The organism is Alkalicoccus luteus, from assembly GCF_012034335.1.
GTDB lineage: Bacteria > Bacillota > Bacilli > Bacillales > Salisediminibacteriaceae > Alkalicoccus > Alkalicoccus luteus_A.
In genome coordinates this window covers 13,482-38,130 of sequence record NZ_JAATHJ010000032.1, presented here as the reverse complement: position 1 = coordinate 38,130, position 24,649 = coordinate 13,482, and the positions used below count along the sequence as shown (strand labels likewise).

Below are 24,649 nucleotides of genomic sequence, written 5' to 3'. Positions count from 1 at the left end.
CTTCCGTCTGCGGTCACTTACGAGAGTAAGCTCCCTTGCCTTCAACCTTGCTTCCTCAACCTTCTTGCTTCTCTGCAGAAAAAGGTTTGGGGACTGCGGCGAATCTTTTCGTCACCTTCGGCTTCCGCCTTCAGTCACTTACGAGAGTAAGCTCCCTTGCCTTCACCCTTGCTTCCTCAACCTTCTTGCTTCTCTGCAGAAAAAGGTTTGATTCAGCGGCGAATCTTTTCGTCACCTTCGGCTTCCGCCTTCAGTCACTTACCAGAGTATGCTCCCTTGCCTTTCTAAAAATAAGAAGAGGCGCTGGCGAATCGTCATATAGAAACGCGATGAACGGTTTTGCATGAAAAAAGTGCGGATCTCCCGCGGCTTCTGCGAAAAAATAAATGGTGACCCGTACGGGATTCGAACCCGTGTTACCGCCGTGAAAGGGCGGTGTCTTAACCACTTGACCAACGGGCCGTGTTTGTGTGCCGCCTTTGCGACGTATTTTACAATACCATCTTTTAATTATCACCGCAAGATGTTTTCACTAAAAAGTTTTCCTGCTTCGTTGCGTCCTATATCTGCTGAGAAGCGACGTTTTCCGCATGATAACCCCCGCCCAATTAATGGGCGGGGGTTATCCAGGCTGTTGACAAAGTCAATCAGCTTACATGAGTATTCGGTTGATTGTATTTCCCCTCTGTTTACCGAGCCTGCCGTGGGATTGCCTTCAGCTATTTCTCAGGGTAAACCCCTGAGAAAGTATCTTCAGGCTGCTCGGCTTCCACGGGCACGCCGGACACGACAGGAAAATGAATTTGTTTGTTGGAGAAAAACATTCCGATCGGTAGATACGACTGGTTCATGGTACATACGTTGAAGCACAGGTAATCCCTATTCGACATCGAAGCGTTGCTTAACTAAAGGTTCCATCCATATGGAACAAGCTCGTGTGAAGCCTCACCAGGCGTTTCAACCGAACTGCCAGTTGCCAAATCGGAGGACCTCGACTCCGTGAGGATCAGAACGAGGCGAAGATCCAGCGCTTCTGACGAAAGGAAGAAGCGGTTAGCTGAGCCCGTTCCCTCCGGAAAGCGAGTGTCCGCAGATGCAGGCAGATGCAAGATTATTCACCTGAAATGACGTTATCAGCTGCGAACTGTTCAGATCGTGTTAAATGATCCCGAAAATATCGAGGTAAACGCGGATGGCGAGTGCACATACGAGCACCATCACGGCTCCGTATGCGATATTTTCGCGCAGGCTGTTTGCCATATCCCCAAGCTCCTTGCGTCGTGTACAGAGCCACCAGATGGCTCCTACAACGATTGGCAGCAGCAGGCCGTTTAACGCCTGGGCGGTCATGATCATTTCGACCGGTGCCCCGCCGAAGAAGAAGACAACGACGATCGGCAGCACCGCAGCGATCGTAATCATCACCCGGTTCGGGATAGCCTTCACGTTTTCCGTCGTACCGGTAGCCTGCCCGAATAAATGCGGCTGCACGGTAATGTTGAAGAGTCCGGAAGAAAATCCGGCGGCAAACAGGCCGAGGGCAAAGAGCACGCCCGCATACTGCCCGAGAAGCGGCGTCAGCTGATATGCCATATCGCCGGCCCCGGTGATTTCTGCTCCGGTCAGGTAAATCGTACTGCCCGCACAGATCAAAATGGAAACGGCGATGACTGCGGCGATCGTCAGATTTGTCCGGAGATCAAAATACGACAGCTGCATCTTTTTTTCAGTGGAAAGAGTCGTATTGTTTTCGTATTTCCGTTTAATAAACGCCGACAGACCAAGCGCGGTATTCGGCGGCAGCGTCGTGGCAATGAGAGCGAGAATGAGCCAGTAGTTCGCTTCCGGAACGTTAAAGGAGAAGCCGGTCCTCGCCACATCTGTAATGCTCGGTCCAGCAACGAATACCGTTAATACGAAAGCACCGACCATCGTACCGATGATGATCCGGTTGATGTTTTCAATCAGGCGGTACACGCCCACCCAGGCAACAATCAGCGCGGTAAAGGCGAGAATAGACACCCAGGTCAGGATTGACACAGCCGGCAGGAAAAAATTCAGTGCGAGCGCTGCCCCGATAAAGTTACCTGCCTGAAACGCGACTGCGCCCAGAAGAAGCGCAAAATAAACGGGAATGGATACCTTCTTTCCCATGTATACGCGGATGCCGTCCATCGCCGACATACCAGTCTGAAGCGTAAATTTCACGACCGGACGCTGGAAGAAATAGGCCGCGATACAGGCGAGCACGAGCACCCACATCACCTGAAAGCCGTAAGAGGCGCCGGCCACCGAAACGGTCGTTACTGTACCCGGCCCGATAATACAGGCGGCTACTATGGCACTTGGCCCGAGCGATGCCAGTCGCTCCTTCATCGTCAATGGTGATTCGTCGGCTGTCTGCTGCTCCACAAGGACATCTGTCATTCGCTTTTGCGCTTCGATGATCATAACACCTCTCTGTTATAGGATTACGTATAGTAAACCACGGAAAACGAGAGGTTTCAGGAAGTTCGGCAGATTCGCTGACAAACAAATTTTCTGAAAAATCTTCCAATTGACGACTTTATGGTTGTATTAATTGCTTTTTGCTTTTCGTTTTGTAGATAGAAGCATCACAAGAAAAAAAGCCCGTCAGGACTCCTGACAGGCTTCTTGCATCCGTAGTTTAAAGGATCAGCCGAAAACGCCGCGGACGAGGTTTGTCTGCCTGCGGTCCGGACCGACAGAGAAAATAGAGAGCGGAATCCCTGTGAGCTGGGAAATGCGCTCTACGTAGTAGATGGCGTTTCTCGGCAGTTCATGCAGAGAACGGACACCGGTGATATCTTCTTCCCAGCCTGGCATCTCTTCGTATACAGGCTCACACTCAGCGAGCACCTTCAGGCTTGCCGGGAAATGCTCAATGATCTCACCGCGGTACTTATATGCGGTACAGATCTTCAGCGTTTCAATGCCTGTCAGCACGTCGATGGAGTTAAGGGAAAGATCAGTGATGCCGCTCACTCGTCGAGCATGGCGCACAACGACACTGTCAAACCAGCCGACACGGCGAGGACGTCCGGTTGTTGTCCCGTACTCATTGCCGACTTCACGGATTTTATCTCCGACGCTGTCGGTTAGCTCCGTTGGGAAAGGACCGTCACCGACGCGAGTCGTGTACGCTTTCGATACACCGACAACGTGGTCGATCTTCGACGGACCGACACCGGATCCGATCGTCACACCGCCTGCAATCGGGTTGGACGAGGTCACAAACGGATACGTTCCCTGGTCGATATCCAGCATGACGCCCTGAGCACCTTCGAACAGTACACGCCGTCCGTCGTCGAGACCGTCGTTTAAAATAACAGACGTATCCGTCACGTACTTGGCGATTTGCTGGCCGTACTCGTAGTATTCATTTAAAATATCTTCTTTCTTGCAGCCTTCTGTTTCATAAATACGCTCCAGCACGCGGTTCTTTTCGCGCAGGTTGACGTCGAGCTTTTCTTCAAACGTTTCCCGGTCGAGCAGATCCACGATGCGGATACCGGTACGTGCTGCTTTATCCATATAAGCCGGGCCGATCCCTTTGCGGGTCGTTCCGATTTTGTTGTCGCCTTTGCTTTCTTCTTCTGCAATATCGAGCTTCAGATGATACGGCAGAATAACGTGCGCCCGGCTGCTGATGCGCAGGTTGTCAGTCGAAACTCCGCGCTCGTGCAGGTAGGCAAGCTCTTCTACGAGCGCCTTCGGATCAATCACCATTCCGTTTCCGATCACACAGATTTTATCCTTGTAAAAAATACCTGATGGAATCAAGTGAAGCTTGTATTTCGTATCATCAAATACAATCGTATGTCCGGCGTTGTTACCTCCCTGATAGCGCGCGATCATTTCCGCGCGTTCGGAAAGATAGTCCGTAATTTTTCCTTTTCCTTCGTCTCCCCACTGCGTTCCTACAACTACTACCGATGGCATGGATGGAGCACCTCCAACTTTCGTTAACATTTATTCGTTCTTCCATTAGAGCCATCGTCAGTTTATCAGTTTGCTCTGCTTCCGTCAATACAATTACCGAACGTTCCTGATAGATAAAAGATGATCGTTCGTTAATCGAGACATTTTTAAACGTGATGGCAAGCCTAACTAAAACGCTTATCTTTGAGAAGTATTTTTTTAATCACTAGCATCACGTTTTATTAATAATCTCAGCAGCTGCAGACCGTCTGACTCACGGCTTCCATAATGACTGAGCCAGCTTGGATACGTAATTGGAATTATCGTCATAAGAAAGATCGATACATTCATATAGAGCAGCCCAGTTAGAATAGTATGTATTCCTCCTGATGAAATCAGCTGAGCGAGTACTAGAAACAAACCTGCGGCTAAAAGGGATGCAAGAGGTCCTCCCAGCAATGCAGTCATGTGCTGGCGCTTATTAGTACGTTCCCATTTACAGAAACCAACGTAAGACCAACGTAAATAAAAACGAAGCTTTCCTGATTGGAACGATGGTTTGCGTTTCTCATTCCATTTCCCAAGACAGATGTGCGCGTTGGAAGTTGAAGCGCTGATCGCTCCAAGACCGTGTCCGGTTTCATGCAGCAGTACAGTTAAAGGAATTCCGATTAAGAAAAGGAACACTATCGTTATAATTATTTCCACTCTCCCTTTAATCAACTACCCATACATTAACATATAATTCCAAATAACACCTATCTTTCCCTGAAGCGAACTACTTTTGAAGAATGAAAGCCTGAGTGCCGAGGCGGCTTTCTTCCTGTCAGAAGGGATTGTTCGTTTCGCGCTGCGTTCAGTTACTTTTACAGGGGCTTGTGTTATAACGGTCTGTTACGTAAGCCACTTTCGGCCGCCGTTCTGTTCTTTTTCATAAGCGTTATGTTCGTTTCATTCGACGCTGTATTACATTCACGCCGCGTTGTGCAGCTTTTGAGCCGTGCAGGCAAAGGCGGGATGCGATTTCACGGGGAGAACTGCGTCCAAAGCAAAAAGCCTCCGCTTAACACGGAGGCTTCCTGCTTGCTATCGGTAAACGAGGCCGGTCAGGCGCCTGGAGGCATGTCGCTTTCATCGTGACGGCGTTCGAGGTTAACGAATTTGTTGAATTCCTTCACGAACGCGAGCTCGACGGTTCCGACCGGGCCGTTACGCTGTTTGGCGATGATGATCTCGATGATGTCTTTTTTCTCGGATTCCTGATCGTAGTAGTCATCACGGTACAGGAAGGCGACGATATCGGCATCCTGCTCGATGCTTCCGGATTCCCGGATATCAGACATCATCGGGCGCTTATCCTGACGCGATTCCACGCCGCGGGACAGCTGGGAAAGCGCAATGACCGGCACTTCCAGCTCACGAGCCAGTCCCTTCAGCTCACGGGAAATTTCGGATACTTCCTGCTGTCTGCCCTCGCTGGAGCGGGCGTCGCCCTGAATAAGCTGCAGGTAGTCGATCATGATCATGCCGAGACCGGATTCCTGCTTAAGCTTTCGGCATTTGGAGCGGATTTCTTTTACTTTGATCCCGGGAGTATCGTCAATATAAATACCCGCCTTTGAAAGAGAGCCCATTGCCATCGTCAGCCGCTGCCAGTCCTCATCCTCGAGGCGGCCGGTACGGAGACGCTGGGCGTCGATGTTTCCTTCCGCGCAGAGCATACGCATGACGAGCTGATCGGCGCCCATCTCGAGACTGAATATCGCGACGTTCTCATCGGTTTTCGTCGCCACGTTCTGCGAAATATTAAGCGCGAACGCGGTCTTACCGACTGATGGACGTGCAGCGACGATGACGAGGTCGTTTTTCTGGAAGCCGGCTGTAATCCGGTCCAGTTCGACAAATCCCGTCGGCACGCCGGTCACTTCTCCGGCTGTGTGCTGAAGAAGCTCAATCTTATCGAACGCTTCGATCAGGACGTCTTTAATGTCGACGAATTCCCCTGACGACTGGCGTCTCGATACGTCAAGAATCGATTTTTCTGCCTCATTTAAGATGGCGTCGACTTCATCTTCCGCTGAATAGCTTTCAGATGCAATATTGGTCGCCACCCGGATAAGCCGTCGCAGCAGCGATTTTTCTTCGACAATCTGCGTGTAATAGTGGACGTTCGCCGCTGTCGGAACGGTGTTGGCAAGTTCCCCCAGATACGAAACGCCCCCGACTTCCTCAAGCCAGCCGCGCTGGTTCAGGTCGTCGATGAGCGTGACGAGATCAACCGGCTCCCCTTTATCGGAGAGCTCGAGCATCACTTCGTAAATGCGGCTGTGCTGCACGCGGTAGAAGTCCTCCGGCATGAGCCGCTCGGAGGCAGTGACAAGCGCCTGGGGATCAAGGAAAATCGCACCAAGCACAGCCTGCTCAGCTTCTATATTCTGCGGCGGTGTCCGGTCCGTGAACAGTTCGTTCATGAGTATCCCTCGTTTCCAGGCTTCGCCCTAAGCTTCTGCGACGTGTACTTTGATGACAGCCGTTACTTTCGGATGAAGCTTCAGATTGACGTTCGTGTAACCAAGCGCGCGGATCGGCTCGCTCAGATCGATTTTACGCTTGTCGACTTTATAGCCGTCCTTTTTCAGCTGTTCAGCAATCTGCTTGCTCGTCACAGCTCCGAAGAGGCGGCCGCCTTCCCCGGCTTTTGCTGAGAGCTCGACTGTTTTTTCTTCCAGTTCGTCCTTCAGCTTTTTCGCATCCTCAAATTCCTGCTCTGCCTGGCGCTCTTCGCTTTCCTTTTTCTTTTCGAGCGACTTCATGTTGCCCTGACTTGCTTCCAGAGCGAGGTTGTTTTTCAGCAGATAGTTGCGGGCATACCCGTCCGGTACGTCCTTGATCTCGCCTTTTTTGCCTTTTCCCTTTACGTCTTTCAGGAAGATGACTTTCATGCTGATTGTCCTCCTTTGAAATACTCATCTATTTTATCTTTCAGAAGCGTTTCCGCTTCTTCCTCTGTCATATTGTCCAGCTGCGTGGCCGCGTTCGTCAAGTGGCCGCCGCCGTTCATTTTTTCCATAATGACCTGCACGTTGACGTCGCCGAGCGACCGGGCGCTGATGCTGATGCGTCCATCGTCCATTTTGGAGATAACGAACGAGGCAATGACGTTGTTCATCGTTAACAGCGTATCCGCTGCCTGGGCGATAAGCACCTGGCCGTACGTCTCGTCGGAATAGCCGCGGGCAATCGCAACGCCGCCTGAATAAATGTGCGCCTGCTCGATCAGCTTCGACCGCTTCACGTAGTGATCGAGGTCTTCCTTCAGAAGCTTCTGCACGAGCGTGGTGTCTGCTCCGCGGCTGCGCAGGTAGGCAGCAGCGTCAAACGTACGCGAGCCGGTGCGGATTGCGAAGCTTTTCGTATCGACGATAATCCCGGCAAGAAGCGCTGTCGCCTCAAGCGTATTTACCTGCGGCTGGCGCGGCTGGTATTCCAGCAGCTCCGTGACAAGCTCTGCCGTGGAGGAGGCATACGGCTCCATGTAGACGAGCACCGCATCATCGATGAAATCCTCGCCGCGGCGGTGATGATCGACAACGATCGTCCGCTCGACTTTATCAAGCAGTCTTGCTTCCTGGACGAGCTTCGGCTTATGCGTATCGACGACGATTAACAGCGTTCCGCTCGTCACTTCTTCCCGCGCCTCATCCGGCGAAATGAATCTGGCCCAGAGAGAGCGGTCTTCTTCTACTTCTTTTAACAGCTTTTTCACGCTTTGATTGATGTCATCCGGATCGAGCACAATATAGCCGTCCTTATCGTTGGCTTCGGCGATTTTCAGCATGCCGATCGCTGCTCCGATCGAATCCATATCCGGGTTTTTATGCCCCATGATGAAGACTTTGTCGCTTTCGCGAATAAAATCGCGCACTGCATGGGAAATAACACGGGCCCGGACGCGTGTCCGCTTTTCGGTCGCGTTGCTTTTTCCGCCGTAAAAGCGGACCTTTCCGTTCCGCTCTTTAATGGCAACCTGATCGCCGCCGCGTCCGAGTGCCAGATCGAGACTCGACTGGGCCAGCGCTCCAAGCTCCCGCAGCGACGGATCTCCGCTGCCGATGCCGATGCTGAGCGTAAGCGCCACCTTTTCTTCCTGCGTGTTCTCGCGGACTTCATCGAGCAGTGTAAACCGGTCGGCTTCCAGATCTGCAAGCGTCCCTTCGTTGAACACGGCGATAAACCTGTCCGACGACGTGCGGCGTATCAGAATATCGTGCTCGCGCGACCATCTCGTCAGCGCCTCGGTTACGTGGGAGAGAAGCCGGCTGCGCAGCTGATCGTCCATTCCCTGGGTGACTTCGTCATAGTTGTCGAGATAAATAAACGCGAAGACGGTCTTTTCGCGCTGAAATTTTTCTTTTACTTCCTGCTCTTCGGTCGCATTCGTAAAGTAAAGCAGCCGCTCATCCGGTTCATGCGTGATCCGGTAGTTTTCTGTGCCTACCTTAATAAAAAAGGACCGTTTTTCTTCATTGACAAGCTCAAGCAGTTCTCCGGAAAGTTCATCCAGAGAAGCACCGGTCAGCTCTTCTTCCGTGACGTGCTGCATATACGGGTTTGTCCATTGAATCATGCGTTCTTCATTGTAAAGGAGCATACCGACAGGCATTTTCGTCACTGCCTTTTCCCCCGCCTTATTGACGCGGTAGGTCAGTGTGGATATATATTCAGCCAAATCTCGTTCGAACTGAATCCTCGCTCTGATCACGACGACCCCCATGATGGCAAGCAGCACAAAACCAGCTGTGCCAAGGCGCCATTCAAAATACATAAGGGCAGCGGAAGTCAGAGCCGCGATGACAGCCAGCAGAATAACGTGATAGCCGTGCCACCGCTTCATGAGGAATTTGGGCATTCTACACAACTCCTACCTCTGCGATTGTAATCGCGTTCTCAAGTCAAAACCTAAATCAATTATACCTAAGATTCGTATAATAGGAAGCATAAACGGGAAAACAACCATCGACAGCGTAATCAGAACCGGCAGTACAATACTGAGCCGCTTAAGGTGAAAAAAGAAAAACAGAAACGCCGTACCCTGCACGACCATCAGCAGGCCCATCACCGCCATCAGGTTTTCTGAAAGCAAGTTGAGTGTGCCTTCCCCGCCTTCACTCCGGTTTATAAAGGAGAGAACGAGGACGATCAGGTAGTACCAGATAAACGACTTCGGCAGACTCCACTCACGGAGCGGCGGGAATCTCGGCACGTCTGCGCTTCGTTTTCGAAGCATCCAGGCCGATGTCAGCTGGGTGATGAGCGCCACCGCAGCTCCGGAGATGACGATGATCGCGGGAACGATCACACTCAGTCCGTCGATAAACTCCATCATCATGCCGACGGCTTCCTCTTCGTCATCGGCGTCCAGGCCGATGATGCCCCCCGTCGTATCAAGCGACTCCTCCATCACCGACTGAAACTGTCCGACAGGATCGGCATCTGTCAGCGCCATGACGCCGACATACGTAAGCACGATCCCGCCGATAATGCTGAGGGCCGCTCCGGCATAGACACCGAAAGCCGGCTCCCCGCGCCGAAACAGTTCTCCAATCACTACTCCGGAGATTATAAAGAGAAACAGAACCGGCGGCGCAAGCGGACCGATCAGCAGCAGTAAAATCGTAAACGCTGCGAGTCCCGCGACCGATCCCGCCTTCCAGCCGTATTTATATGTAAATAACACGAGCGGAACCGGCAGGAAGAAAATAAGAACAAGCAGCAGAAACGGAATAAGCAGCGAAGCGAAGACGAGCGCCGTAAAGGCGAGCGCTGCCACTGCTCCGTCTTTTATGATGTTTTGATCCATTATCGGGCACCTTCTTTAGTCCAGACAAGTAATAGTTGCGTATCCGTTAGTTTACCACGTAACCAGACCCGCACTCAAAAAAAGGGACGCAACGGGAGTCCTCCCCTTTACAGAAATGAAAGAAAACCCCCGCTATGAACAGTCATAACGAGGGTCTTTCCTGTCTTTACTCTGTGACGAACGGAAGCAGAGCCATTGTACGGGAACGCTTCACTGCTGTAGTAAGCTGGCGCTGGTACTTGGCAGAAGTTCCTGTCACTCGGCGAGGAAGAATCTTTCCGCGCTCAGAGATAAACTTCTTCAGAAGCTCTGTGTCCTTGTAGTCAATTTTCTTAATCTTGTTAACGGTAAAGTAACAAACTTTACGGCGTCTTGGTCGACCACGACGTGCCATGATGCAAAACCTCCTTTTGATTTAGTGATTATAGAGAGCCGTCTTAGAACGGCAGATCGTCATCATCAATATCGATCGGCTTGCCTTCACCGGCAAACGGATCATCATTGGATGGACCCTGACCGAAACCGCCGCCTGAGGAGGACGATGTCGAAGATCCCTGACCGGCACCAGCCGGACTTCCGTAGCCCTGCTGATCCTGTGGAGCCCCGTAGGACTGCTGACCGCCTTGGCCGCCTCCCTGAGATCCACGTGGTTCCAGGAACTGGACGCTGTCTGCAACAACTTCTGTCATGAAAACACGACGGCCTTCATTGTTATCAAAGCTGCGCGTCTGAATGCGCCCTTCCACACCTGCCAGACTGCCTTTTTTGAGGTAGTTGGCCACGTTTTCAGCCTGTTTTCTCCAAACTACTGTGTTGATGAAGTCCGCTTCACGGTTTCCCTGCTGGTTGGAGAACGGTCGGTTCACAGCAAGTGTGAACGTCGCGACTGCAACTCCGTTCGCTGTATAGCGGAGCTCGGGATCTTTCGTAAGGCGGCCGACTAGGACAACGCGGTTAATCATCCGGCATTCCTCCCTGCATGGTGGTTTCGGTCAAACATATTATTAGTCATCCTCGCGGACAATGATTGAACGCAGGATGTTGTCGTTGATAGAGCTGAGTCGGTTAAACTCGTCGAGAGCCGTCTTTTCAGCCTTTACCTGAAGAATAACGTAGTAGCCTTCAGAAAAGTCCTGGATCTCGTAGGCAAGTCGCTTTCTGCCTTTTTCCTCTGTCTCCGTAACCTCTGCGCCGTTGTCTGTCAGGATCTTATTGAAACGCTCAATTGTTTCTTTTGTCTGAGCTTCCTCGATATCCGGACGTACAATGTACATAATTTCGTAGTTGCGCATGTGATGTCACCTCCTTTTGGACTGTGGCCCTTCTCTGTGAAGAAGAGCAAGGAGCGAGTCGTTTTGCTCGCAAGTGTTTATTATAGCAGACAGAAAGGTGCGTATCAATAGAAGATTTGTGCCTCTGACGCAGCGTGCAGAGAAGGCTGTTTTCGGGCGTGGCCATAACGCTTTCATGCTGCGTCCTGAAACGGCTCGTCAAGGCTTTCTGAAAAGCCTCTGGCTGACCATCCTAACTGGAGGATCGGGCACAGGACCGATTTCATATTGTTACATTTGAACGGGTTTGTGTTACATTTGCGGATCGTTACGTCGTTTTATTCGTTATAACGGTCTGTTAAGTTGCCTAAGTTACGTTCACCCGCCGCTGAGTTTCTTTGGGGCGGCTTTAAATTGCTTTTGTCCGAGCTTGTGCAGCTTTTGCGCTCTGTTAAGTCGCTTTCACCCGTCGAGGAAGTCAAGTGCTCCTTTTCCGGTCGATTCTTCTGCACCACATGCTCTGACGTCTTAAGAGCGGAGCACGGGAATGTACACAGAAAGCTTGCCTTGACTCGCTTCAGCGGATCATCTCCGCTGAAACTCTTCTCGGCCGGATCTTCCAAACGAAAAAAAGCGGCCCTCTAATAAGAGAACCGCTTCAAAACAGCCGCTATACGTTAAAGCGGAAGTGGACAACATCGCCGTCTTTGACGATGTACTCTTTTCCTTCCAGCCGCACGTTGCCCTGCTCTTTCGCTTTCGCCATGCTTCCGGCAGTTGTCAGGTCGTCGTAGGAGACAACCTCTGCCCGGATGAAGCCACGCTCAAAGTCGGTGTGAATCACCCCGGCTGCCTGCGGTGCTTTCGTGCCGCGGCGGATCGTCCAGGCGCGCACTTCCTGCTTGCCTGCAGTGAAATACGTATCGAGTCCGAGCAGCGCGTAAGCCGCACGGATCAGCTGGTCGAGTCCGGATTCGGCAATGCCGAGGTCGTCGAGAAACTCCTGCTTTTCCTCGCCGTCGAGCTCTGCAATTTCCGATTCAATCTTCGCACAGATTACGATCACTTCCGAATTTTCTTCGGCCGCAAATTCTCTCACCTTCTGCACGTGCGGGTTGCTGTCAGCGTCGAGAATTTCATCCTCGCTGACGTTTGCCGCATACAGCACCGGCTTCGCTGTGAGCAATTGGAAACCTTTAACGATTTTCGCTTCTTCCTTCGAGAGCTCCAGGCTTCTCGCCGGCTTTTCTTCCTCGAACGTGTCACGCAGCTTCTTCAGCACCTCGAACTCTGCCATCGCGTCTTTATCCTTGGACTTCGCCATTTTCTCCACTTTGCTGATCCGCTTTTCCACCGTTTCCAGGTCCGCCAAAATCAGCTCCAGGTTAATAATCTGGATGTCACGGATCGGATTCACACTTCCGGATACGTGTGTAATGTTCTCGTCGTCAAAGCAGCGGACGACGTGGGAAATTGCGTCCACCTCGCGGATGTGGGAGAGGAACTTGTTGCCGAGGCCTTCCCCTTTGCTAGCGCCCTCCACAATGCCGGCAATGTCCGTAAATTCAAATGCAGTCGGAACCGTCTTGTGCGGCTCCACCATTTCTGTCAGCGTGTCGAGCCGGGAATCCGGTACTTCTACGATGCCGACGTTCGGGTCGATCGTACAAAACGGGTAGTTGGCAGATTCGGCACCTGCCTGTGTAATTGCATTAAACAGCGTCGATTTTCCGACGTTCGGAAGACCGACGATTCCAGTCGTTAAAGCCATGTTGTCATTACTCCTTTATTGTATGCTTGCATCATCCGTCATCAACAGGCATCGGCACAGGCGAAATACCTGCCCCTCTGCATCCTTTCTCATTATAGAGAGTCGGACGCCGGAACGCAACTGCCGGACAAAAGCGATGCGTGCCTTTCGGTTTGAACGGCGCAGCGCCTGTATGACTCAAACAAAAAACCGCGGCAGCCCCGCGGTCAGTCTGATGCTCTGCTTTCGGTAAGCACCCGCTTCATTTTTTTCTCAAAGTCACGGCGCGGCATCATGATGCTGTGATTGCATCCCGTGCATTTGATGCGGATATCCATGCCCATGCGGATTATTTTCCAGCGGTTTTCGCCGCAGGGATGCTGTTTTTTCATCTCCACGATATCGTTGAGCTGAAAGTCTCCTGCCATACGCCTCATCCTCCCCTGTCATCAGTCTCTTCTATTAAGAATAAAAGATACGCGCCGGTTTTTCCAGCTTTTCCTGGCGTGTGGTAAAATAAAGAAAAAGATGCTGTACCAGACAAAAGGAGGCGGAGAGGATGCAAGGCTTATTCATCCCGGGAGGATTGTTTATCGGCATGGGAATCGGGCTCCTGTTTGATCGTCCGGATGTCGGCCTGTTTATCGGGCTTGGCATCGGCTTTATGAGCATGCCTGTTTACAACCTGCTTCAAAAGCGGATTCAGGTTGTGGAATACCAGATTCCAAAATCGTCAGAAGAGCCAGGTTTGTACGAGAACAAAGAGCACGACGAGCGGGATCGCAGGTAGTAGATTGGCGATTCTCGTTTTCGGTACGCCGAGCAGGTTCAGACCGATGCCGATAATCATGAGGCCGCCGACTGCCGTCATTTCGCTGATGATGATATCCAGCAGCTCCTCGGGAATAAAGCGCACGATCCACACTGCCGCAAGGGCGATTGTTCCCTGGTAAAGCATGACCGGGATCGCAGAAAACAGCACCCCGATGCCGAGCGTGGAAGCGAAAATAACAGATGTAAATCCGTCCAGCACGGCTTTCGTCAGCAGCACGGAATGATCCTGACGGAAGCCGCTGTCGAGCGCACCGATAATCGCCATCGCTCCGACAACAAACAAAAGCGTCGCTGCGATAAATCCTTCCGCGACCGACCCTTCTCCTTCTTTTTTTACCTTCGTCTCCAGCCAGTAGCCGAAGCTGTTCAGCTTGCCTTCCAAATTCATGCGTTCACCGAGTACGGCCCCGAGCGCAAGACTGAAAATGACGAGCAGAAATTCGGTTCCTTCCATGGCCATGGTGATGCCGAGCAGCAGCACCGCGAGCGCGATCGCCTTCATCACCGTTTCCGACATTCCTTTGGAAAGGCGCGGCAGCTTGGTGCCGATGAGGGCTCCTATGATGATGGCAAGGCCGTTTACGATCGTTCCGAACAATATCATATGGATAATCTCCTATAAAGAGCGGACGCAGCAAAGCCGCCTTCTGCCGGCAGAAGGCGGCTTCTTTGCGGATTCAGCTGTCGGACTCCTGGTTCAGCAGGTGCACGATCCGCTCCAGTTCTTCTTCGTTTTTGTAGTCGATTTCAATTTTGTTCTTATGCTTGCCTTCCCGGATCGTCACGTTCGTACCGAAAAACGACTTCAGCTGGGATTCGCGGGCGCGGGCAAAGCTGGAAATGCGGCGCTTCTGCTTCGTTTCACGTGAAACGTTCTCGTTCAGCTCCTTCACCGCTTCTTCCAGGCGGCGGACGCTCATCTGCTCGCGCACAATTTTCTGCAGCAGCGGACTCATATGTTTTTCCTGCTTCAGTCCAAGCAGCGCGCGGGCATGTCCGGCAGATATTTTTTCCTCTGCCAGGTAATCCTGCACGATCTGCGGGAGCTGCAGCAGGCGGATGTAGTTCGCGATGTGCGGACGGCTTTTACCGAGCCGTTCTGCAAGCGCGCCCTGTGTAAGCTGCAGGTGCTCCATCAGCTTCTGGTACGACTTCGCTTCTTCGATTGGACTGAGATCTTCCCGCTGCAGGTTTTCAATCAGCGCAAGCTCCATCATGTCACTGTCGCTCATCTCCTTGACGACAGCGGGGATCGTTTCCTTTTTCGCAAGCTTTGAAGCGCGGAACCGTCGTTCGCCGACGACGATTTCGTAGCCTTTAATGCTTTTCCGGAGAGTAATCGGCTGAATCACGCCGTGCTGTTGAATGGAATCAGCCAGCTCCTGCAGCGATTCCTCTGAGAAGGTATGCCTTGGCTGATACGGATTGGCCCGGATCTCCTTCAGCTTAATTTCTTCCACCATCGTTTCCTGCTCATCGGATGCATCCGGAAAGAAAGCGTTGATGCCTTTTCCTAGTCCTCTAGCCATGGCTGATCACCTCCTTCGCCAGGTCACTGTACACTTCTGCTCCGCGCGAGCGCGGATCGTAGGTCACGATCGACTGCCCGTGGCTCGGTGCCTCACCGAGGCGGACGTTGCGCGGAATGATCGTTTCAAATACTTTATCACGGAAATATTTCTTCACTTCTTCAATCACCTGGATACCGAGATTCGTGCGGGCATCGAGCATCGTCAGCAGGACGCCCTCGATTTTCAGGTCATGGTTTAAATGCTTCTGCACGAGCCGGACCGTGTTCAACAGCTGGCTCAGTCCCTCCAGCGCATAGTACTCACACTGCACCGGAATGACAACAGAGTCGGCTGCCGTCAGTGAGTTGAGCGTCAGCAGCCCGAGAGAAGGAGGACAGTCAATGATAATGTAGTCGTAGCGGTCCCGGATATGCTCGATGGCATTTTTCAGCCGGACCTCACGGGAAATCGTTGAAACCAGTTCAATTTCTGCGCCGGCGAGCTGAATTGTCGACGGCAGAATATCCAGATTTTCTGTGGCGGTTGGAACGATAATTTCATCTGCGTCCGCGTCTTCCACCAGCACGTTATAAATACAGCGGTCGATATCCCCTTTGTTAACACCGATGCCACTCGTTGTGTTGCCCTGTGGATCCACATCGATAATCAGCACGTTCCGGCCCTCCTGGACAAGACTTGCGCTGAGATTGACGGCTGTCGTCGTTTTGCCGACTCCGCCTTTCTGATTTGCTATTGCAATCACTTTCCCCACTTTTCGATACACCTGCCTCATCTGCACTGCTTTTCTTTTTATTCTATCATGAAATGTCTGAAAAAAAACGGCTCTCCCGGAACTCCTGCAAAGGTCGCAGGCGAGAAGCCGCTTTGCGTTCATCTATAAAAAAAGCTCCCGGCTGATGCCGGAAGCGGAAGGCTTACTTTTTCGGAATGCGGATCGTGAACTGGAAGTACTCGTCGTGCTCTTCCTCATCCGTGTCGATCGACATGCCTGTCTGCTGCACCATGTCGACTGATTTCCGGATCGTGTTCATAGCGAGCCGCATATCTTTTGAGACGGCTTTGCGGACCGGTTTTTTCTTTTTCGGCTTCTCCTCCGGCTCTGCAAGCAGCGCCTCGATCGCCTCTTCTGTCTGCTTTACGTTCCATTCGTTTTCGATGATCTGCGTGAGAATCTGCTGCTGCAGCTCCTCCTCTTTTACGCTGATCAGCGCCCGTGCGTGACGCTCGCTGATATCACGCTTTAAGAGCGCGTCCTTGACGACGCTCGGCAGCTGCAGCAGACGGAGCTTATTGGCAACCGTCGACTGTCCCTTGCCGAGCCGCTGCGCGAGGCTCTCCTGCGTCAGACCGTGCAGCTCTAAAAGACGCTGATAGGCATTGGCCTCTTCAATCGACGTCAGACCTTCCCGCTGCAGGTTCTCAATCAATGCTACTGATGCGGTTTTCGTATCATCAAAATCTTTGATGACAACCGGAACGGTTTCGAGTCCGGCCTTCTGCGACGCTCTCCAGCGCCGTTCACCGGCGATGATTTCAAACGCGCCGTCCCGTTCGCGGACGACGATCGGCTGAATCATGCCGTGTGTATGGATCGTCTGAGCAAGCTCATCAATCCGGTCTTCGTTAAAGACCGTACGAGGCTGAAACGGGTTCGGCTTCAGTCTGGAAACCGGAACCTGCTTCACCGCCTCCTCCCCCTCGAGCAGAATATCTTCTGAGGAAGCATCCTTTTTATCCGATAAACCAAATAGTTTTGAAAATGGCTGCTTCACGGTGACACCACCCTTAAAAATCTCCCGCCCGGCGTGATGATGCTCAGACGGTCGTTCCGTAACACGTGCTAGTCTCCTTAGCGATTATACCACGAATTGACGTAGAGAATACATCGTCTTCACAGGATCGGCTGTTTGTTCGGCGTTCCTGCTTTACGCGGATACTTCTTCGGCGTCCGCTTTATTTTTTCCACATGGATAATCGTTCGGTCGCCCCCGTCTTCCGGAAGCGCGAATGTTTTTTCTGCAGTCGTTTTCCCGCCGAGCAGCGAGACGGCCTTTTGTCCATCCTTCATTTCGTCTGCCGCTCCGCTTGCCTTCATCGCGATGAAGGTACCGCCGTTTTTCACAAGCGGCAGACAGAGCTCCGTCAGCACCGGCATGCGCGCCACCGCCCTGGAGATCGCCACATCATACTGCTCGCGGTGCTCCGGACGCTGGGCAAACTGCTCGGCCCGGTCGTGGTAAAAGGCAACTCCGGTCAATCGGAGTTCTTCTGCAAGCGCATTTAAAAACGTGATCCGCTTATTTAACGAATCGACAATCGTCACATCGAGCTTCGGAAACACAATTTTCAGCGGCAGACTCGGAAAACCGGCTCCCGCTCCCACGTCAACGACGCGAAGCGGGCGGTTAAAATCAAAGTGGAAGGCTGCGGTGAGCGAATCGTAGAAATGCTTTAAATATACCGCATCCCGTTCGGTAATCGCGGTCAGATTCATGCGCTCGTTCCAGTCCACAAGTACTTCGTAGTAGCGGTTAAGCTGGGTTTTCTGGTCGTCATTGAGCTGGATGCCATGCTGCCGGAGCGCCTGGTCCATCGTCTGTTCGTTCATCGCATTTCCGCCTTCCTTAAGATTCTGAAGCTACTTTCTGCAGCCGGCCCTGCTCGAGGTAGACGAGCAGCACGGACACATCAGCCGGATTGACACCGGATACGCGGGACGCCTGGGCGACGGAGAGCGGCCGTACTTCAGACAGCTTTTCTCTCGCCTCCAGCGCCAGTCCGCTGATCGCATGGTAGTCGAGGTCTTCCGGCAGCTTTTTGTTTTCCATCTTCTGCAGCTTTTCTACCTGCTCCAGCTGCTTGGCAATATAACCTTGATACTTCACCTGGATTTCTACCTGTTCTTTCACGTCTGCATCCAGTTCTTCCGAAGACGGCGTCATCGCTTCGATCACCGGGTAGGTGATTTCCGGACGCTTCAATAGCACGGCTGCGTTCATCGCCTCTTCAAATACCGATGATCCCGCTTTTTCCATCACCGCTGCCGTTTCGTCCGTCGCTTTAACCGTCGTCTTTTCAAGACGCTTTATTTCCCGGGAAATAGCTGCTTTTTTTGCTTCAAAAGCGGCATAGCGCTCATCGGAAATCATACCGACTTCTCTGCCCTTTTCCGTCAAACGCAGATCAGCGTTATCGTGACGGAGCAGCAGACGGTATTCCGCACGAGACGTGAGGAGTCGGTACGGTTCTTCCGTGCCCTTTGTGACAAGATCGTCGATCATAACGCCGATGTACGCTTCAGAGCGGTCGAGAATGAGCGGCTCTTTGCCGAGCACCTTCATCGCGGCGTTAATCCCTGCCATGAGTCCCTGACCGGCTGCTTCTTCATATCCGCTCGTGCCGTTAATCTGTCCGGCCGTGAACAGGCCGCTGATCTGTTTTGTTTCCAGCGTCGGCCAAAGCTGTGTCGGTACGATCGCATCGTACTCAATCGCATAGCCAGGACGCATCATCTGCACGTGCTCAAGCCCTGGAATCGTGCGGAGAATGCGGTGCTGCACGTCTTCCGGCAGGCTCGTCGACAGCCCCTGCACGTAAACCTCCTGCGTGCTGCGGCCCTCCGGCTCCAGGAAAATCTGATGACGCGGCTTGTCACTGAAGCGCACGACCTTGTCTTCGATAGACGGGCAGTAGCGCGGTCCGGTGCCTTCGATCATGCCGGAATACATCGGTGAGCGACTCAGGTTGTCATTGATATACGTGTGCGTATCATCGTTCGTATACGTGAGCCAGCACGGCAGCTGATCGGTGATATATTTCGTCGTTTCATAGGAAAAAGCACGCGGAACGTCATCTCCCGGCTGAATTTCCGTTTTGCTGTAGTCGATCGTATTGCTGTTGACGCGCGGCGGTGTTCCCGTTTTAAATCGCTCCATCTTGAAACCGAGCTTCTGCAGATCGTGGGACAGGTTGATCGACGGCTGCATGTTGTTCGGACCGCTTTCATAGGAAAGCTCTCCGAGAATGACTTTTCCGCGCAGGTACGTGCCGGTCGTCACAATGACCGCCGGTGCATGGTATTCTGCTCCGGTCTGCGTGACCACTCCTTTTACCGTATCGTCTTCTACGATCAGGCTTTCCACCATACCTTGTCGCAAAAGCAGGTTCTCCGTCTCTTCAATCGTCCGCTTCATTTCCTGCTGATATAAAAACTTGTCCGCCTGTGCGCGCAGCGCACGGACGGCAGGTCCTTTTGCTGTATTTAGCATGCGCATCTGAATGTGGGTCTTATCGATATTGCGGGCCATTTCCCCGCCGAGCGCGTCAATTTCACGCACAACGATTCCTTTAGCAGGTCCCCCGACAGACGGGTTGCACGGCATATAGGCGACCGCATCCAGGTTCAGTGTCAGCATCAGTGTTCTGGCGCCGGCGCGGGCAGAAGCAAGTCCAGCTTCGACCCCGGAGTGTCCGGCCCCGATGACAATAACGTCAAAATCTCCTCCGTTGTAACTCATGATGGTATTCCTCCCTTTATTTCCCTAAGCAAAACTGCGAAAACAACTGATCAATCAAGCTTTCCTGCACGCTCTCGCCAATCACTTCCCCGAGAACTTCCCAGGCCCGTGTGATGTCGATCTGCACCATGTCTACCGGCATGCCGGATTCTGCTGCGGACAGCGCTTCTTCCACCGCACGCTTCGCCTGCTCCAAAAGCGCGATGTGCCGGGAATTGGAGACGTACGACAAATCGCCGCCTTCCATATCTCCTGCGAAAAACAGATCCCGGATCGCTTCCTCCAGCTCATCGATGCCTTCATCCTGTAAAAGCGACGTCGTAATAACCGGTCGGCCGTCCGCCAGCTCCTCTGCTTCTTCGACTGAGAGCTTCTGTTCCAAATCGGTTTTATTGATAATAATAATCGCGTCCTGCCCCTTCAACAGCTGAAAGAGCTCGCGGTCTGCGTCTGTTATGGCTTCATTATAATTTAACACAAGCAGAGCCAGTTCGGCATCCTTGATTACCTTGCGGGAGCGTTCCACGCCAAGTCGCTCCACGATGTCCTCGGTTTCCCGGATCCCGGCCGTATCGAGCAGCCGGAGCGGTACCCCGCGGACGTTTACGTACTCCTCAACCACGTCGCGGGTCGTCCCGGGAATGTCGGTGACGATCGCTTTGTTTTCATGAACGAGGCTGTTTAAAAGCGAGGATTTCCCGACGTTTGGCCGGCCGATGATGACCGTCGACAGCCCTTCGCGGAGAATTTTCCCCTGATGGGCGGTCGTGAGCAGGTGCTGCACTTCCTGCCGGACGGCCTCGCCCTTTTCCTGAATCATCTGCAGCGTCATTTCCTCTGCGTCATATTCCGGGTAGTCGATGTTCACTTCGACGTGAGCGACCGTTTCTAAAAGCTCCTGGCGCAGTTTCTTTACCTTCTCGGACAGTCGTCCCTCGACCTGGTTCATCGCGACGTTCATCGCCCGGTCCGTTTTCGCACGGATCAGGTCCATGACGGCCTCGGCCTGGGAGAGATCGATCCGTCCGTTTAAAAATGCCCGCTTCGTAAATTCACCGGGCTCGGCCAGGCGGGCTCCGTGTACGAGCGTCAGCTGCAGCACGCGATTGACGCTCGTCAGACCGCCGTGACAGTTTATTTCAATGATATCTTCCTTCGTATACGTCTTCGGTGCCCGCAGCACGGACACCATCGTTTCTTCGATTGTATCGCCCGTTTCCGGGTCCTGAATGTGCCCGTAGTTAATTGTATGCGACGCCGCATCGGCGAGGGAGGACGAGCCGACGTAAAGCTTGTCGGCAGTCTCCACCGCTTTCGGCCCGCTGATCCGGACAATGCCGATTGCCCCTTCGCCCATCGGCGTTGAAATTGCTGCAATTGTATCCATTTCTATTCGTCCTTCCCTCCCGATCGGTTCGATTCCGCTCATTCGATTCCAACTAAATAGACTATCACAAAAGCGTGTATGTTAAAAGCACGAAAGCCTGTAAGAACGATAAAAAAATCCCGTTCCGGGCGTCGGTTCCGGAACGGGATTCTGCGGTTGTTACACGATCAAGCCGGTGTTCATGTGAAGTATCATGACGTCGGAGCAATCACGATGCGGCGGTTCGGCTCTCTGCCATCGGAATACGTCGTCACGTCGCCTCGGTTTTGAAGGGCGGTATGAATAATCTTCCGCTCCATCGCACTCATCGGTTCCAATCTGACTTCCTGGCGGATGCGGACAGCTTTTTGCGCCAGCCGGTCCGCCAGTGTTTCCAGTGCTTCCTTCCGTCTTGCACGGTATCCTTCTGCATCCAGATAAATCCGTACGTATTCGTCCGCATGTTTATTGGCGGCGAGGTTGACTAAATATTGAAGCGAGTCGAGCGTCTGCCCGCGTTTGCCAATGAGCACGCCGATATCGGATCCGGTAATGGAAAAATACAGATCGTCTCCACGGTGCTCTTGTTTCACGCTGGCGCTGACGCCCATTTTATCGATGACGTCCCGCAGAAACACGAGCCCTTCCTTTACAGGATCAGGCCGGCGTTCCAGCTCCACAACGGCAGGTTTGCCGCCGAGAAGTCCGAGGAAGCCCTTCTGCGCCTCCTCGATAACGCGGACATTCACTTCATGCTTTTCTGCTTCAAGTTTTTCCAGCCCTGCTGCAACTGCTTCCTCTACTGTACGCCCTGACACCGTCACTTTGTTCACTAGCTCTTCGCTCCCCCCGCTTTCGCCTGTTTGGCGGTTTCTTTTTTCTTGCCTACGTTAGGACCAGTGATAAAGTAAGTCTGTACAATCATAAAGAGGTTCCCGATCACCCAGTACAGCGCCAGTGCGGATGGGAAGAACGCCGCGAAGGCCATGATCATAATCGGCATGATATACAGCAGTGCTTTCATCTGCGGGTTATCCTGCACCATCATCATTTTCTGCTGGATGAACGTTGTTGCCCCTGCCACAAGCGGCAGGATGAAATATGGGTCCGCTGCGCTCAGCTCAAACCAGAGGAAGTCCTGCGGCGTTCCGGTGTAGCTCGGATCAACGTCCGGATTAATCTGCGGCGTGCGGATAATCGCGTGATAAAACGCGATCAGAATCGGCATCTGAACGAGAATCGGCAGACACCCGGCAAGCGGGTTGACACCGTGCTTCTGGAACAGCTGCATCATTTCCTGCTGAAGCTTCTGCTGCGTCTGCTGGTCCTTCGCGCTGTATTTCTCGCGGAGTTCCTTCATTTGAGGCTGCAGTGCCTGCATCGCCTTCGTACTCTTTGTCTGCTTGATCATCAGCGGCAGAATGAGAATACGCAGAATAATCGTTACGATAATAATCGCAAGACCGTAGCTGTTATTCAGCGCTTCCGCAATCGTGGTCATCAGCCAGGACAGCGGGTAAACAAAAAACGGGTCCCAAATACCATCATTTGTAGATGTGATCGGCTCATTGATGTTAAAACACCCGGACATGAGCAGCATCACACCGATAAACATGGATACAATACCTAATTTCTTAACCACTCTTGGTCCTCCTATCTATTTTCGACGAAAATGCTCCGATTCCTGCCGGCTCCGTTCTTTCTTTTCCGGAACGTAATCGATCCCGCCCGGATGAAACGGATGGCACTTCAACAGTCTCCTTACCGTTAAGTACGTGCCCTTTAAAGCTCCATGTGTACGAAGTGCTTCAAGGCTGTACTGGGAACAGGTCGGATAAAACCGGCACGAAGCCGGGGTGAAGCGCGAAATATACTTCTGATACATCCTTACAAAAAACGCAAGAAACTCCGCCATCTTCTGTTCACCTCCGCTGGCTGGAAACAGAACGGTCGACTAGCTTGGCAACTTTCATGACGTGACGAAGCGACTTCTTCATTTCATCAAGCTCCATATCCGCAGCCGGCTTTCTGGCGATAATGACAACATCGCAGTTCTGCTTCAAATCCGCAACCATCGGACGAAGCGCTTCTTTCATCAGCCGCTTGATCCGGTTGCGGCGGACTGCATTGCCGAGCTTTCTGCTGACAGACAGCCCGATGCGAATATGCTCCTGGGCATCACGACGAAGCTGATACACGACAAACTGGCGGTTGGCAGCGGAACTGCCGCTTCGGAAAACAGTCTGGAAATCCTCGTTTTTTTGTAAGCGGTTTTCCTTTTTCATGCACGGGCACCTCTCTATACAGCGCCTGTGACGCTATTCATTTTACCTAATCTTCCTGCCCCGTTCAATCATCGGCAGTGACTGTTTTGTGACGTTCAAGCAAACAAGAAGCTGTCACCAGGTCGACCCGGGACAGCTGCGGCCGGTATCCGGCTAACCGGATGACGTCACGATATGCTTCCTGTAAAAAAAGACCACTGTATGAGCAGTGGCCTTTTCTTTACGCAGAGAGAACCTTGCGTCCTTTACGGCGGCGGTTAGAAAGAACCTTACGACCGTTCTTCGTAGCCATACGCGTACGGAAACCGTGGTTCATCTTACGCTTGCGGTTATTTGGATTGAATGTCGGCTTACCCATGAGTCACACCTCCTGTTTCAGCGTTCATGAAACAATAAGTTTTCTAATTCATTATTGTCCAGCGCGATCTCGCCTAAAGTTATGCTCCTTCAGGCAGTCTTGTAAATTATAATTTCTTCCCCCGCTCCTGTCAAGCGCTCATTTTACCGTTCCCTATACGGCTGTCAGGCTGACGACTCCTCCCGCTTCTTCATTTCTTCTGCTGTTCCTTCTCACCCGGCTGCACGTTTCTACTATAAAATATTCGATCGATATCAGCCGGACATAAAGCGTGTTCTCCGACAAAACATGTCCTCCTCCTCTGTAAGCACCGATCGCTTTCGCTAATAGAGGGAGCTAAAACAGCAGCACACGCAGACAGCCGCTGTCCAAAAAGCTCTGCGAAAGTATCCTGCAGCAGGAAACCCCACTGCAGCCCGGAATCCTCCGCTTCCTCGTTCCGCTGCGGGATTTTCCCGGCTCGTTCTTCCCCGGACGTCCGCCTTCTCTCCTATTTATGTAAAACCACTCAAGAAAAGCGAAAAAAAGAATGCGTGAAGCTCATCCTGTTTTAAGGAAGGATGCCTCTGCGGCAAGCACAGAAAATAGAGCCGCAGGTTTTTTAATCAGCACCAGCTGCCGGGAACCGTTTTTAGCAGTTCAGCAAGCGGTCCTTTTCTTGCTGGGTGACGTTGAAAAAAGCACGTGGAACAAGACCGAATGTGTTTTTCAAAACCTCTACGAAACTGCCTGTGGATAAGATTTCAGCGTCCGCGATTTCTTTCCACAGCCATGTTCAGCAGTTTTTCACACTATCTTGTGTTGTGGATAAAATTTAGCCACAAGGGGTGGGATAGTGTGGATAACTTCATAAGATGATTGCCATACGTGCTTTTTTTTGATACGATAGTGATGTTTTTTCGCGTGGAAAACCTCACGCGCTACATAATCTATC

27 protein-coding genes and 1 tRNA gene are annotated in these 24,649 nt (G+C 52.3%); 2 read left to right on the top strand and 26 right to left on the bottom strand.

Going from position 1 to position 24,649, the window contains the following annotated elements; translation table 11 throughout:
- Window positions 1–387: 387 nt before the first annotated feature.
- The 13 genes from HCN83_RS15120 to HCN83_RS15060 all read right to left on the bottom strand — a co-directional run bounded on the left by HCN83_RS15120 (window position 388) and on the right by HCN83_RS15060 (window position 13,251).
- Window positions 388–462: transfer RNA gene (locus tag HCN83_RS15120), tRNA-Glu, on the bottom strand.
- Between the two features lie 696 nt (window positions 463–1,158).
- Entirely contained in the window at window positions 1,159–2,451 is a 1,293-nt protein-coding gene (locus HCN83_RS15115; RefSeq protein ID WP_168008776.1) for an Nramp family divalent metal transporter, read from the bottom strand.
- Window positions 2,452–2,676: 225 nt separating this feature from the next.
- Window positions 2,677–3,963, bottom strand: a complete 1,287-nt coding sequence (locus tag HCN83_RS15110) for an adenylosuccinate synthase (RefSeq protein ID WP_168008775.1) — start codon at window positions 3,961–3,963, stop codon at window positions 2,677–2,679.
- Between the two features lie 198 nt (window positions 3,964–4,161).
- Window positions 4,162–4,650: a hypothetical protein gene (locus HCN83_RS15105; protein ID WP_168008774.1), complete on the bottom strand. Its 489-nt coding sequence runs from the start codon at window positions 4,648–4,650 to the stop codon at window positions 4,162–4,164.
- 398 nt (window positions 4,651–5,048) lie between these two features.
- On the bottom strand, window positions 5,049–6,413 hold the full coding sequence (gene dnaB / locus HCN83_RS15100; RefSeq protein WP_168008773.1) for a replicative DNA helicase: 1,365 nt from the start codon (window positions 6,411–6,413) through the stop codon (window positions 5,049–5,051).
- A gap of 27 nt (window positions 6,414–6,440) precedes the next feature.
- A complete protein-coding gene (rplI, locus tag HCN83_RS15095) occupies window positions 6,441–6,884 on the bottom strand; it encodes a 50S ribosomal protein L9 (protein WP_168008772.1) in 444 nt (147 codons plus the stop codon).
- Window positions 6,881–8,851 (bottom strand): DHH family phosphoesterase, encoded by a 1,971-nt coding sequence (locus HCN83_RS15090; protein ID WP_168008770.1) that lies wholly within the window; start codon window positions 8,849–8,851, stop codon window positions 6,881–6,883. Before HCN83_RS15090 ends, rplI begins: the two co-directional genes overlap by 4 nt.
- Before the next feature lie 12 nt (window positions 8,852–8,863).
- Window positions 8,864–9,802 carry a YybS family protein gene (locus HCN83_RS15085; RefSeq protein WP_168008768.1) on the bottom strand — a complete coding sequence of 313 codons (939 nt, stop codon included), beginning with the start codon at window positions 9,800–9,802 and terminating at the stop codon, window positions 8,864–8,866.
- Window positions 9,803–9,968: 166 nt separating this feature from the next.
- Window positions 9,969–10,196 (bottom strand): 30S ribosomal protein S18, encoded by a 228-nt coding sequence (rpsR, locus tag HCN83_RS15080; RefSeq protein ID WP_168008766.1) that lies wholly within the window; start codon window positions 10,194–10,196, stop codon window positions 9,969–9,971.
- Window positions 10,197–10,239: 43 nt separating this feature from the next.
- Complete coding sequence (ssb, locus tag HCN83_RS15075) at window positions 10,240–10,764, bottom strand: single-stranded DNA-binding protein (RefSeq protein ID WP_168008764.1); 525 nt, start codon at window positions 10,762–10,764, stop codon at window positions 10,240–10,242.
- 42 nt (window positions 10,765–10,806) lie between these two features.
- Entirely contained in the window at window positions 10,807–11,094 is a 288-nt protein-coding gene (gene rpsF, locus HCN83_RS15070; protein ID WP_168008763.1) for a 30S ribosomal protein S6, read from the bottom strand.
- A gap of 649 nt (window positions 11,095–11,743) precedes the next feature.
- Complete coding sequence (ychF, locus tag HCN83_RS15065) at window positions 11,744–12,844, bottom strand: redox-regulated ATPase YchF (RefSeq protein ID WP_168008762.1); 1,101 nt, start codon at window positions 12,842–12,844, stop codon at window positions 11,744–11,746.
- A 206-nt stretch (window positions 12,845–13,050) separates the two neighbouring features.
- Window positions 13,051–13,251 (bottom strand): DUF951 domain-containing protein, encoded by a 201-nt coding sequence (locus HCN83_RS15060; RefSeq protein ID WP_168008761.1) that lies wholly within the window; start codon window positions 13,249–13,251, stop codon window positions 13,051–13,053.
- Window positions 13,252–13,382: 131 nt separating this feature from the next.
- Here HCN83_RS15060 and HCN83_RS15055 point away from each other — a divergent pair, with 131 nt between their 5' ends.
- Window positions 13,383–13,613, top strand: a complete 231-nt coding sequence (locus tag HCN83_RS15055) for a hypothetical protein (protein ID WP_168008760.1) — start codon at window positions 13,383–13,385, stop codon at window positions 13,611–13,613.
- Here HCN83_RS15055 and HCN83_RS15050 read toward each other — a convergent pair.
- From HCN83_RS15050 to HCN83_RS18650, 13 genes are all read right to left on the bottom strand, one after another.
- Window positions 13,557–14,261 (bottom strand): DUF554 domain-containing protein, encoded by a 705-nt coding sequence (locus tag HCN83_RS15050; RefSeq protein WP_168008759.1) that lies wholly within the window; start codon window positions 14,259–14,261, stop codon window positions 13,557–13,559. The genes HCN83_RS15055 and HCN83_RS15050 overlap by 57 nt on opposite strands.
- Window positions 14,262–14,334: 73 nt before the next feature.
- Entirely contained in the window at window positions 14,335–15,186 is an 852-nt protein-coding gene (locus HCN83_RS15045; RefSeq protein ID WP_168008758.1) for a ParB/RepB/Spo0J family partition protein, read from the bottom strand.
- A complete protein-coding gene (locus HCN83_RS15040; protein ID WP_168008778.1) occupies window positions 15,179–15,940 on the bottom strand; it encodes an AAA family ATPase in 762 nt (253 codons plus the stop codon). Before HCN83_RS15040 ends, HCN83_RS15045 begins: the two co-directional genes overlap by 8 nt.
- 163 nt (window positions 15,941–16,103) lie before the next feature.
- A complete protein-coding gene (gene noc, locus HCN83_RS15035) occupies window positions 16,104–16,961 on the bottom strand; it encodes a nucleoid occlusion protein (protein WP_168008757.1) in 858 nt (285 codons plus the stop codon).
- 119 nt (window positions 16,962–17,080) lie between these two features.
- Window positions 17,081–17,797 (bottom strand): 16S rRNA (guanine(527)-N(7))-methyltransferase RsmG, encoded by a 717-nt coding sequence (rsmG, locus tag HCN83_RS15030; protein WP_168008755.1) that lies wholly within the window; start codon window positions 17,795–17,797, stop codon window positions 17,081–17,083.
- Between the two features lie 16 nt (window positions 17,798–17,813).
- On the bottom strand, window positions 17,814–19,706 hold the full coding sequence (gene mnmG, locus HCN83_RS15025) for a tRNA uridine-5-carboxymethylaminomethyl(34) synthesis enzyme MnmG (RefSeq protein WP_168008753.1): 1,893 nt from the start codon (window positions 19,704–19,706) through the stop codon (window positions 17,814–17,816).
- 16 nt (window positions 19,707–19,722) lie between these two features.
- Complete coding sequence (gene mnmE, locus HCN83_RS15020) at window positions 19,723–21,099, bottom strand: tRNA uridine-5-carboxymethylaminomethyl(34) synthesis GTPase MnmE (RefSeq protein WP_168008777.1); 1,377 nt, start codon at window positions 21,097–21,099, stop codon at window positions 19,723–19,725.
- A 185-nt stretch (window positions 21,100–21,284) separates the two neighbouring features.
- Window positions 21,285–21,905 (bottom strand): RNA-binding cell elongation regulator Jag/EloR, encoded by a 621-nt coding sequence (jag, locus tag HCN83_RS15015; RefSeq protein WP_168008751.1) that lies wholly within the window; start codon window positions 21,903–21,905, stop codon window positions 21,285–21,287.
- The gene (gene spoIIIJ, locus HCN83_RS15010; RefSeq protein ID WP_168008749.1) at window positions 21,905–22,714 is read right to left on the bottom strand and encodes a YidC family membrane integrase SpoIIIJ; all 810 of its coding nucleotides are present in this window, start codon (window positions 22,712–22,714) and stop codon (window positions 21,905–21,907) included. Before spoIIIJ ends, jag begins: the two co-directional genes overlap by 1 nt.
- A 15-nt stretch (window positions 22,715–22,729) precedes the next feature.
- Window positions 22,730–22,987, bottom strand: coding sequence for a membrane protein insertion efficiency factor YidD (gene yidD, locus HCN83_RS15005; protein WP_168008747.1), 258 nt, complete (start codon window positions 22,985–22,987; stop codon window positions 22,730–22,732).
- Between the two features lie 7 nt (window positions 22,988–22,994).
- Window positions 22,995–23,357, bottom strand: a complete 363-nt coding sequence (gene rnpA / locus HCN83_RS15000) for a ribonuclease P protein component (RefSeq protein WP_168008745.1) — start codon at window positions 23,355–23,357, stop codon at window positions 22,995–22,997.
- 220 nt (window positions 23,358–23,577) lie between these two features.
- Entirely contained in the window at window positions 23,578–23,715 is a 138-nt protein-coding gene (gene rpmH, locus HCN83_RS14995; protein WP_168008743.1) for a 50S ribosomal protein L34, read from the bottom strand.
- A gap of 153 nt (window positions 23,716–23,868) precedes the next feature.
- Window positions 23,869–24,000, bottom strand: coding sequence for a hypothetical protein (locus HCN83_RS18650; protein WP_281351754.1), 132 nt, complete (start codon window positions 23,998–24,000; stop codon window positions 23,869–23,871).
- A gap of 244 nt (window positions 24,001–24,244) precedes the next feature.
- On the opposite strand from HCN83_RS18650, the gene HCN83_RS14990 reads away from it, so the two are divergent.
- On the top strand, window positions 24,245–24,454 hold the full coding sequence (locus HCN83_RS14990) for a hypothetical protein (RefSeq protein ID WP_168008741.1): 210 nt from the start codon (window positions 24,245–24,247) through the stop codon (window positions 24,452–24,454).
- Window positions 24,455–24,649: the final 195 nt, after the last annotated feature.

What these genes read in the sequence shown, in the direction of transcription:
- HCN83_RS15085 (WP_168008768.1), bottom strand. Translation starts at nt 9,802, where the DNA reads ATGGATCAAAACATCATAAAAGACGGAGCAGTGGCAGCGCTCGCCTTT.
- HCN83_RS15110 (WP_168008775.1), bottom strand. Translation starts at nt 3,963, where the DNA reads ATGCCATCGGTAGTAGTTGTAGGAACGCAGTGGGGAGACGAAGGAAAA.
- ssb (WP_168008764.1), bottom strand. Translation starts at nt 10,764, where the DNA reads ATGATTAACCGCGTTGTCCTAGTCGGCCGCCTTACGAAAGATCCCGAG.
- HCN83_RS15115 (WP_168008776.1), bottom strand. Translation starts at nt 2,451, where the DNA reads ATGATCATCGAAGCGCAAAAGCGAATGACAGATGTCCTTGTGGAGCAG.
- HCN83_RS15090 (WP_168008770.1), bottom strand. Translation starts at nt 8,851, where the DNA reads ATGCCCAAATTCCTCATGAAGCGGTGGCACGGCTATCACGTTATTCTG.
- HCN83_RS15060 (WP_168008761.1), bottom strand. Translation starts at nt 13,251, where the DNA reads ATGGCAGGAGACTTTCAGCTCAACGATATCGTGGAGATGAAAAAACAG.
- HCN83_RS15045 (WP_168008758.1), bottom strand. Translation starts at nt 15,186, where the DNA reads ATGGCTAGAGGACTAGGAAAAGGCATCAACGCTTTCTTTCCGGATGCA.
- rplI (WP_168008772.1), bottom strand. Translation starts at nt 6,884, where the DNA reads ATGAAAGTCATCTTCCTGAAAGACGTAAAGGGAAAAGGCAAAAAAGGC.
- mnmG (WP_168008753.1), bottom strand. Translation starts at nt 19,706, where the DNA reads ATGAGTTACAACGGAGGAGATTTTGACGTTATTGTCATCGGGGCCGGA.
- ychF (WP_168008762.1), bottom strand. Translation starts at nt 12,844, where the DNA reads ATGGCTTTAACGACTGGAATCGTCGGTCTTCCGAACGTCGGAAAATCG.
- rpmH (WP_168008743.1), bottom strand. Translation starts at nt 23,715, where the DNA reads ATGGGTAAGCCGACATTCAATCCAAATAACCGCAAGCGTAAGATGAAC.
- HCN83_RS15050 (WP_168008759.1), bottom strand. Translation starts at nt 14,261, where the DNA reads ATGATATTGTTCGGAACGATCGTAAACGGCCTTGCCATCATCATAGGA.
- rpsF (WP_168008763.1), bottom strand. Translation starts at nt 11,094, where the DNA reads ATGCGCAACTACGAAATTATGTACATTGTACGTCCGGATATCGAGGAA.
- yidD (WP_168008747.1), bottom strand. Translation starts at nt 22,987, where the DNA reads ATGGCGGAGTTTCTTGCGTTTTTTGTAAGGATGTATCAGAAGTATATT.
- rpsR (WP_168008766.1), bottom strand. Translation starts at nt 10,196, where the DNA reads ATGGCACGTCGTGGTCGACCAAGACGCCGTAAAGTTTGTTACTTTACC.
- dnaB (WP_168008773.1), bottom strand. Translation starts at nt 6,413, where the DNA reads ATGAACGAACTGTTCACGGACCGGACACCGCCGCAGAATATAGAAGCT.
- rnpA (WP_168008745.1), bottom strand. Translation starts at nt 23,357, where the DNA reads ATGAAAAAGGAAAACCGCTTACAAAAAAACGAGGATTTCCAGACTGTT.
- HCN83_RS15055 (WP_168008760.1), top strand. Translation starts at nt 13,383, where the DNA reads ATGCAAGGCTTATTCATCCCGGGAGGATTGTTTATCGGCATGGGAATC.
- rsmG (WP_168008755.1), bottom strand. Translation starts at nt 17,797, where the DNA reads ATGAACGAACAGACGATGGACCAGGCGCTCCGGCAGCATGGCATCCAG.
- HCN83_RS14990 (WP_168008741.1), top strand. Translation starts at nt 24,245, where the DNA reads ATGCGTGAAGCTCATCCTGTTTTAAGGAAGGATGCCTCTGCGGCAAGC.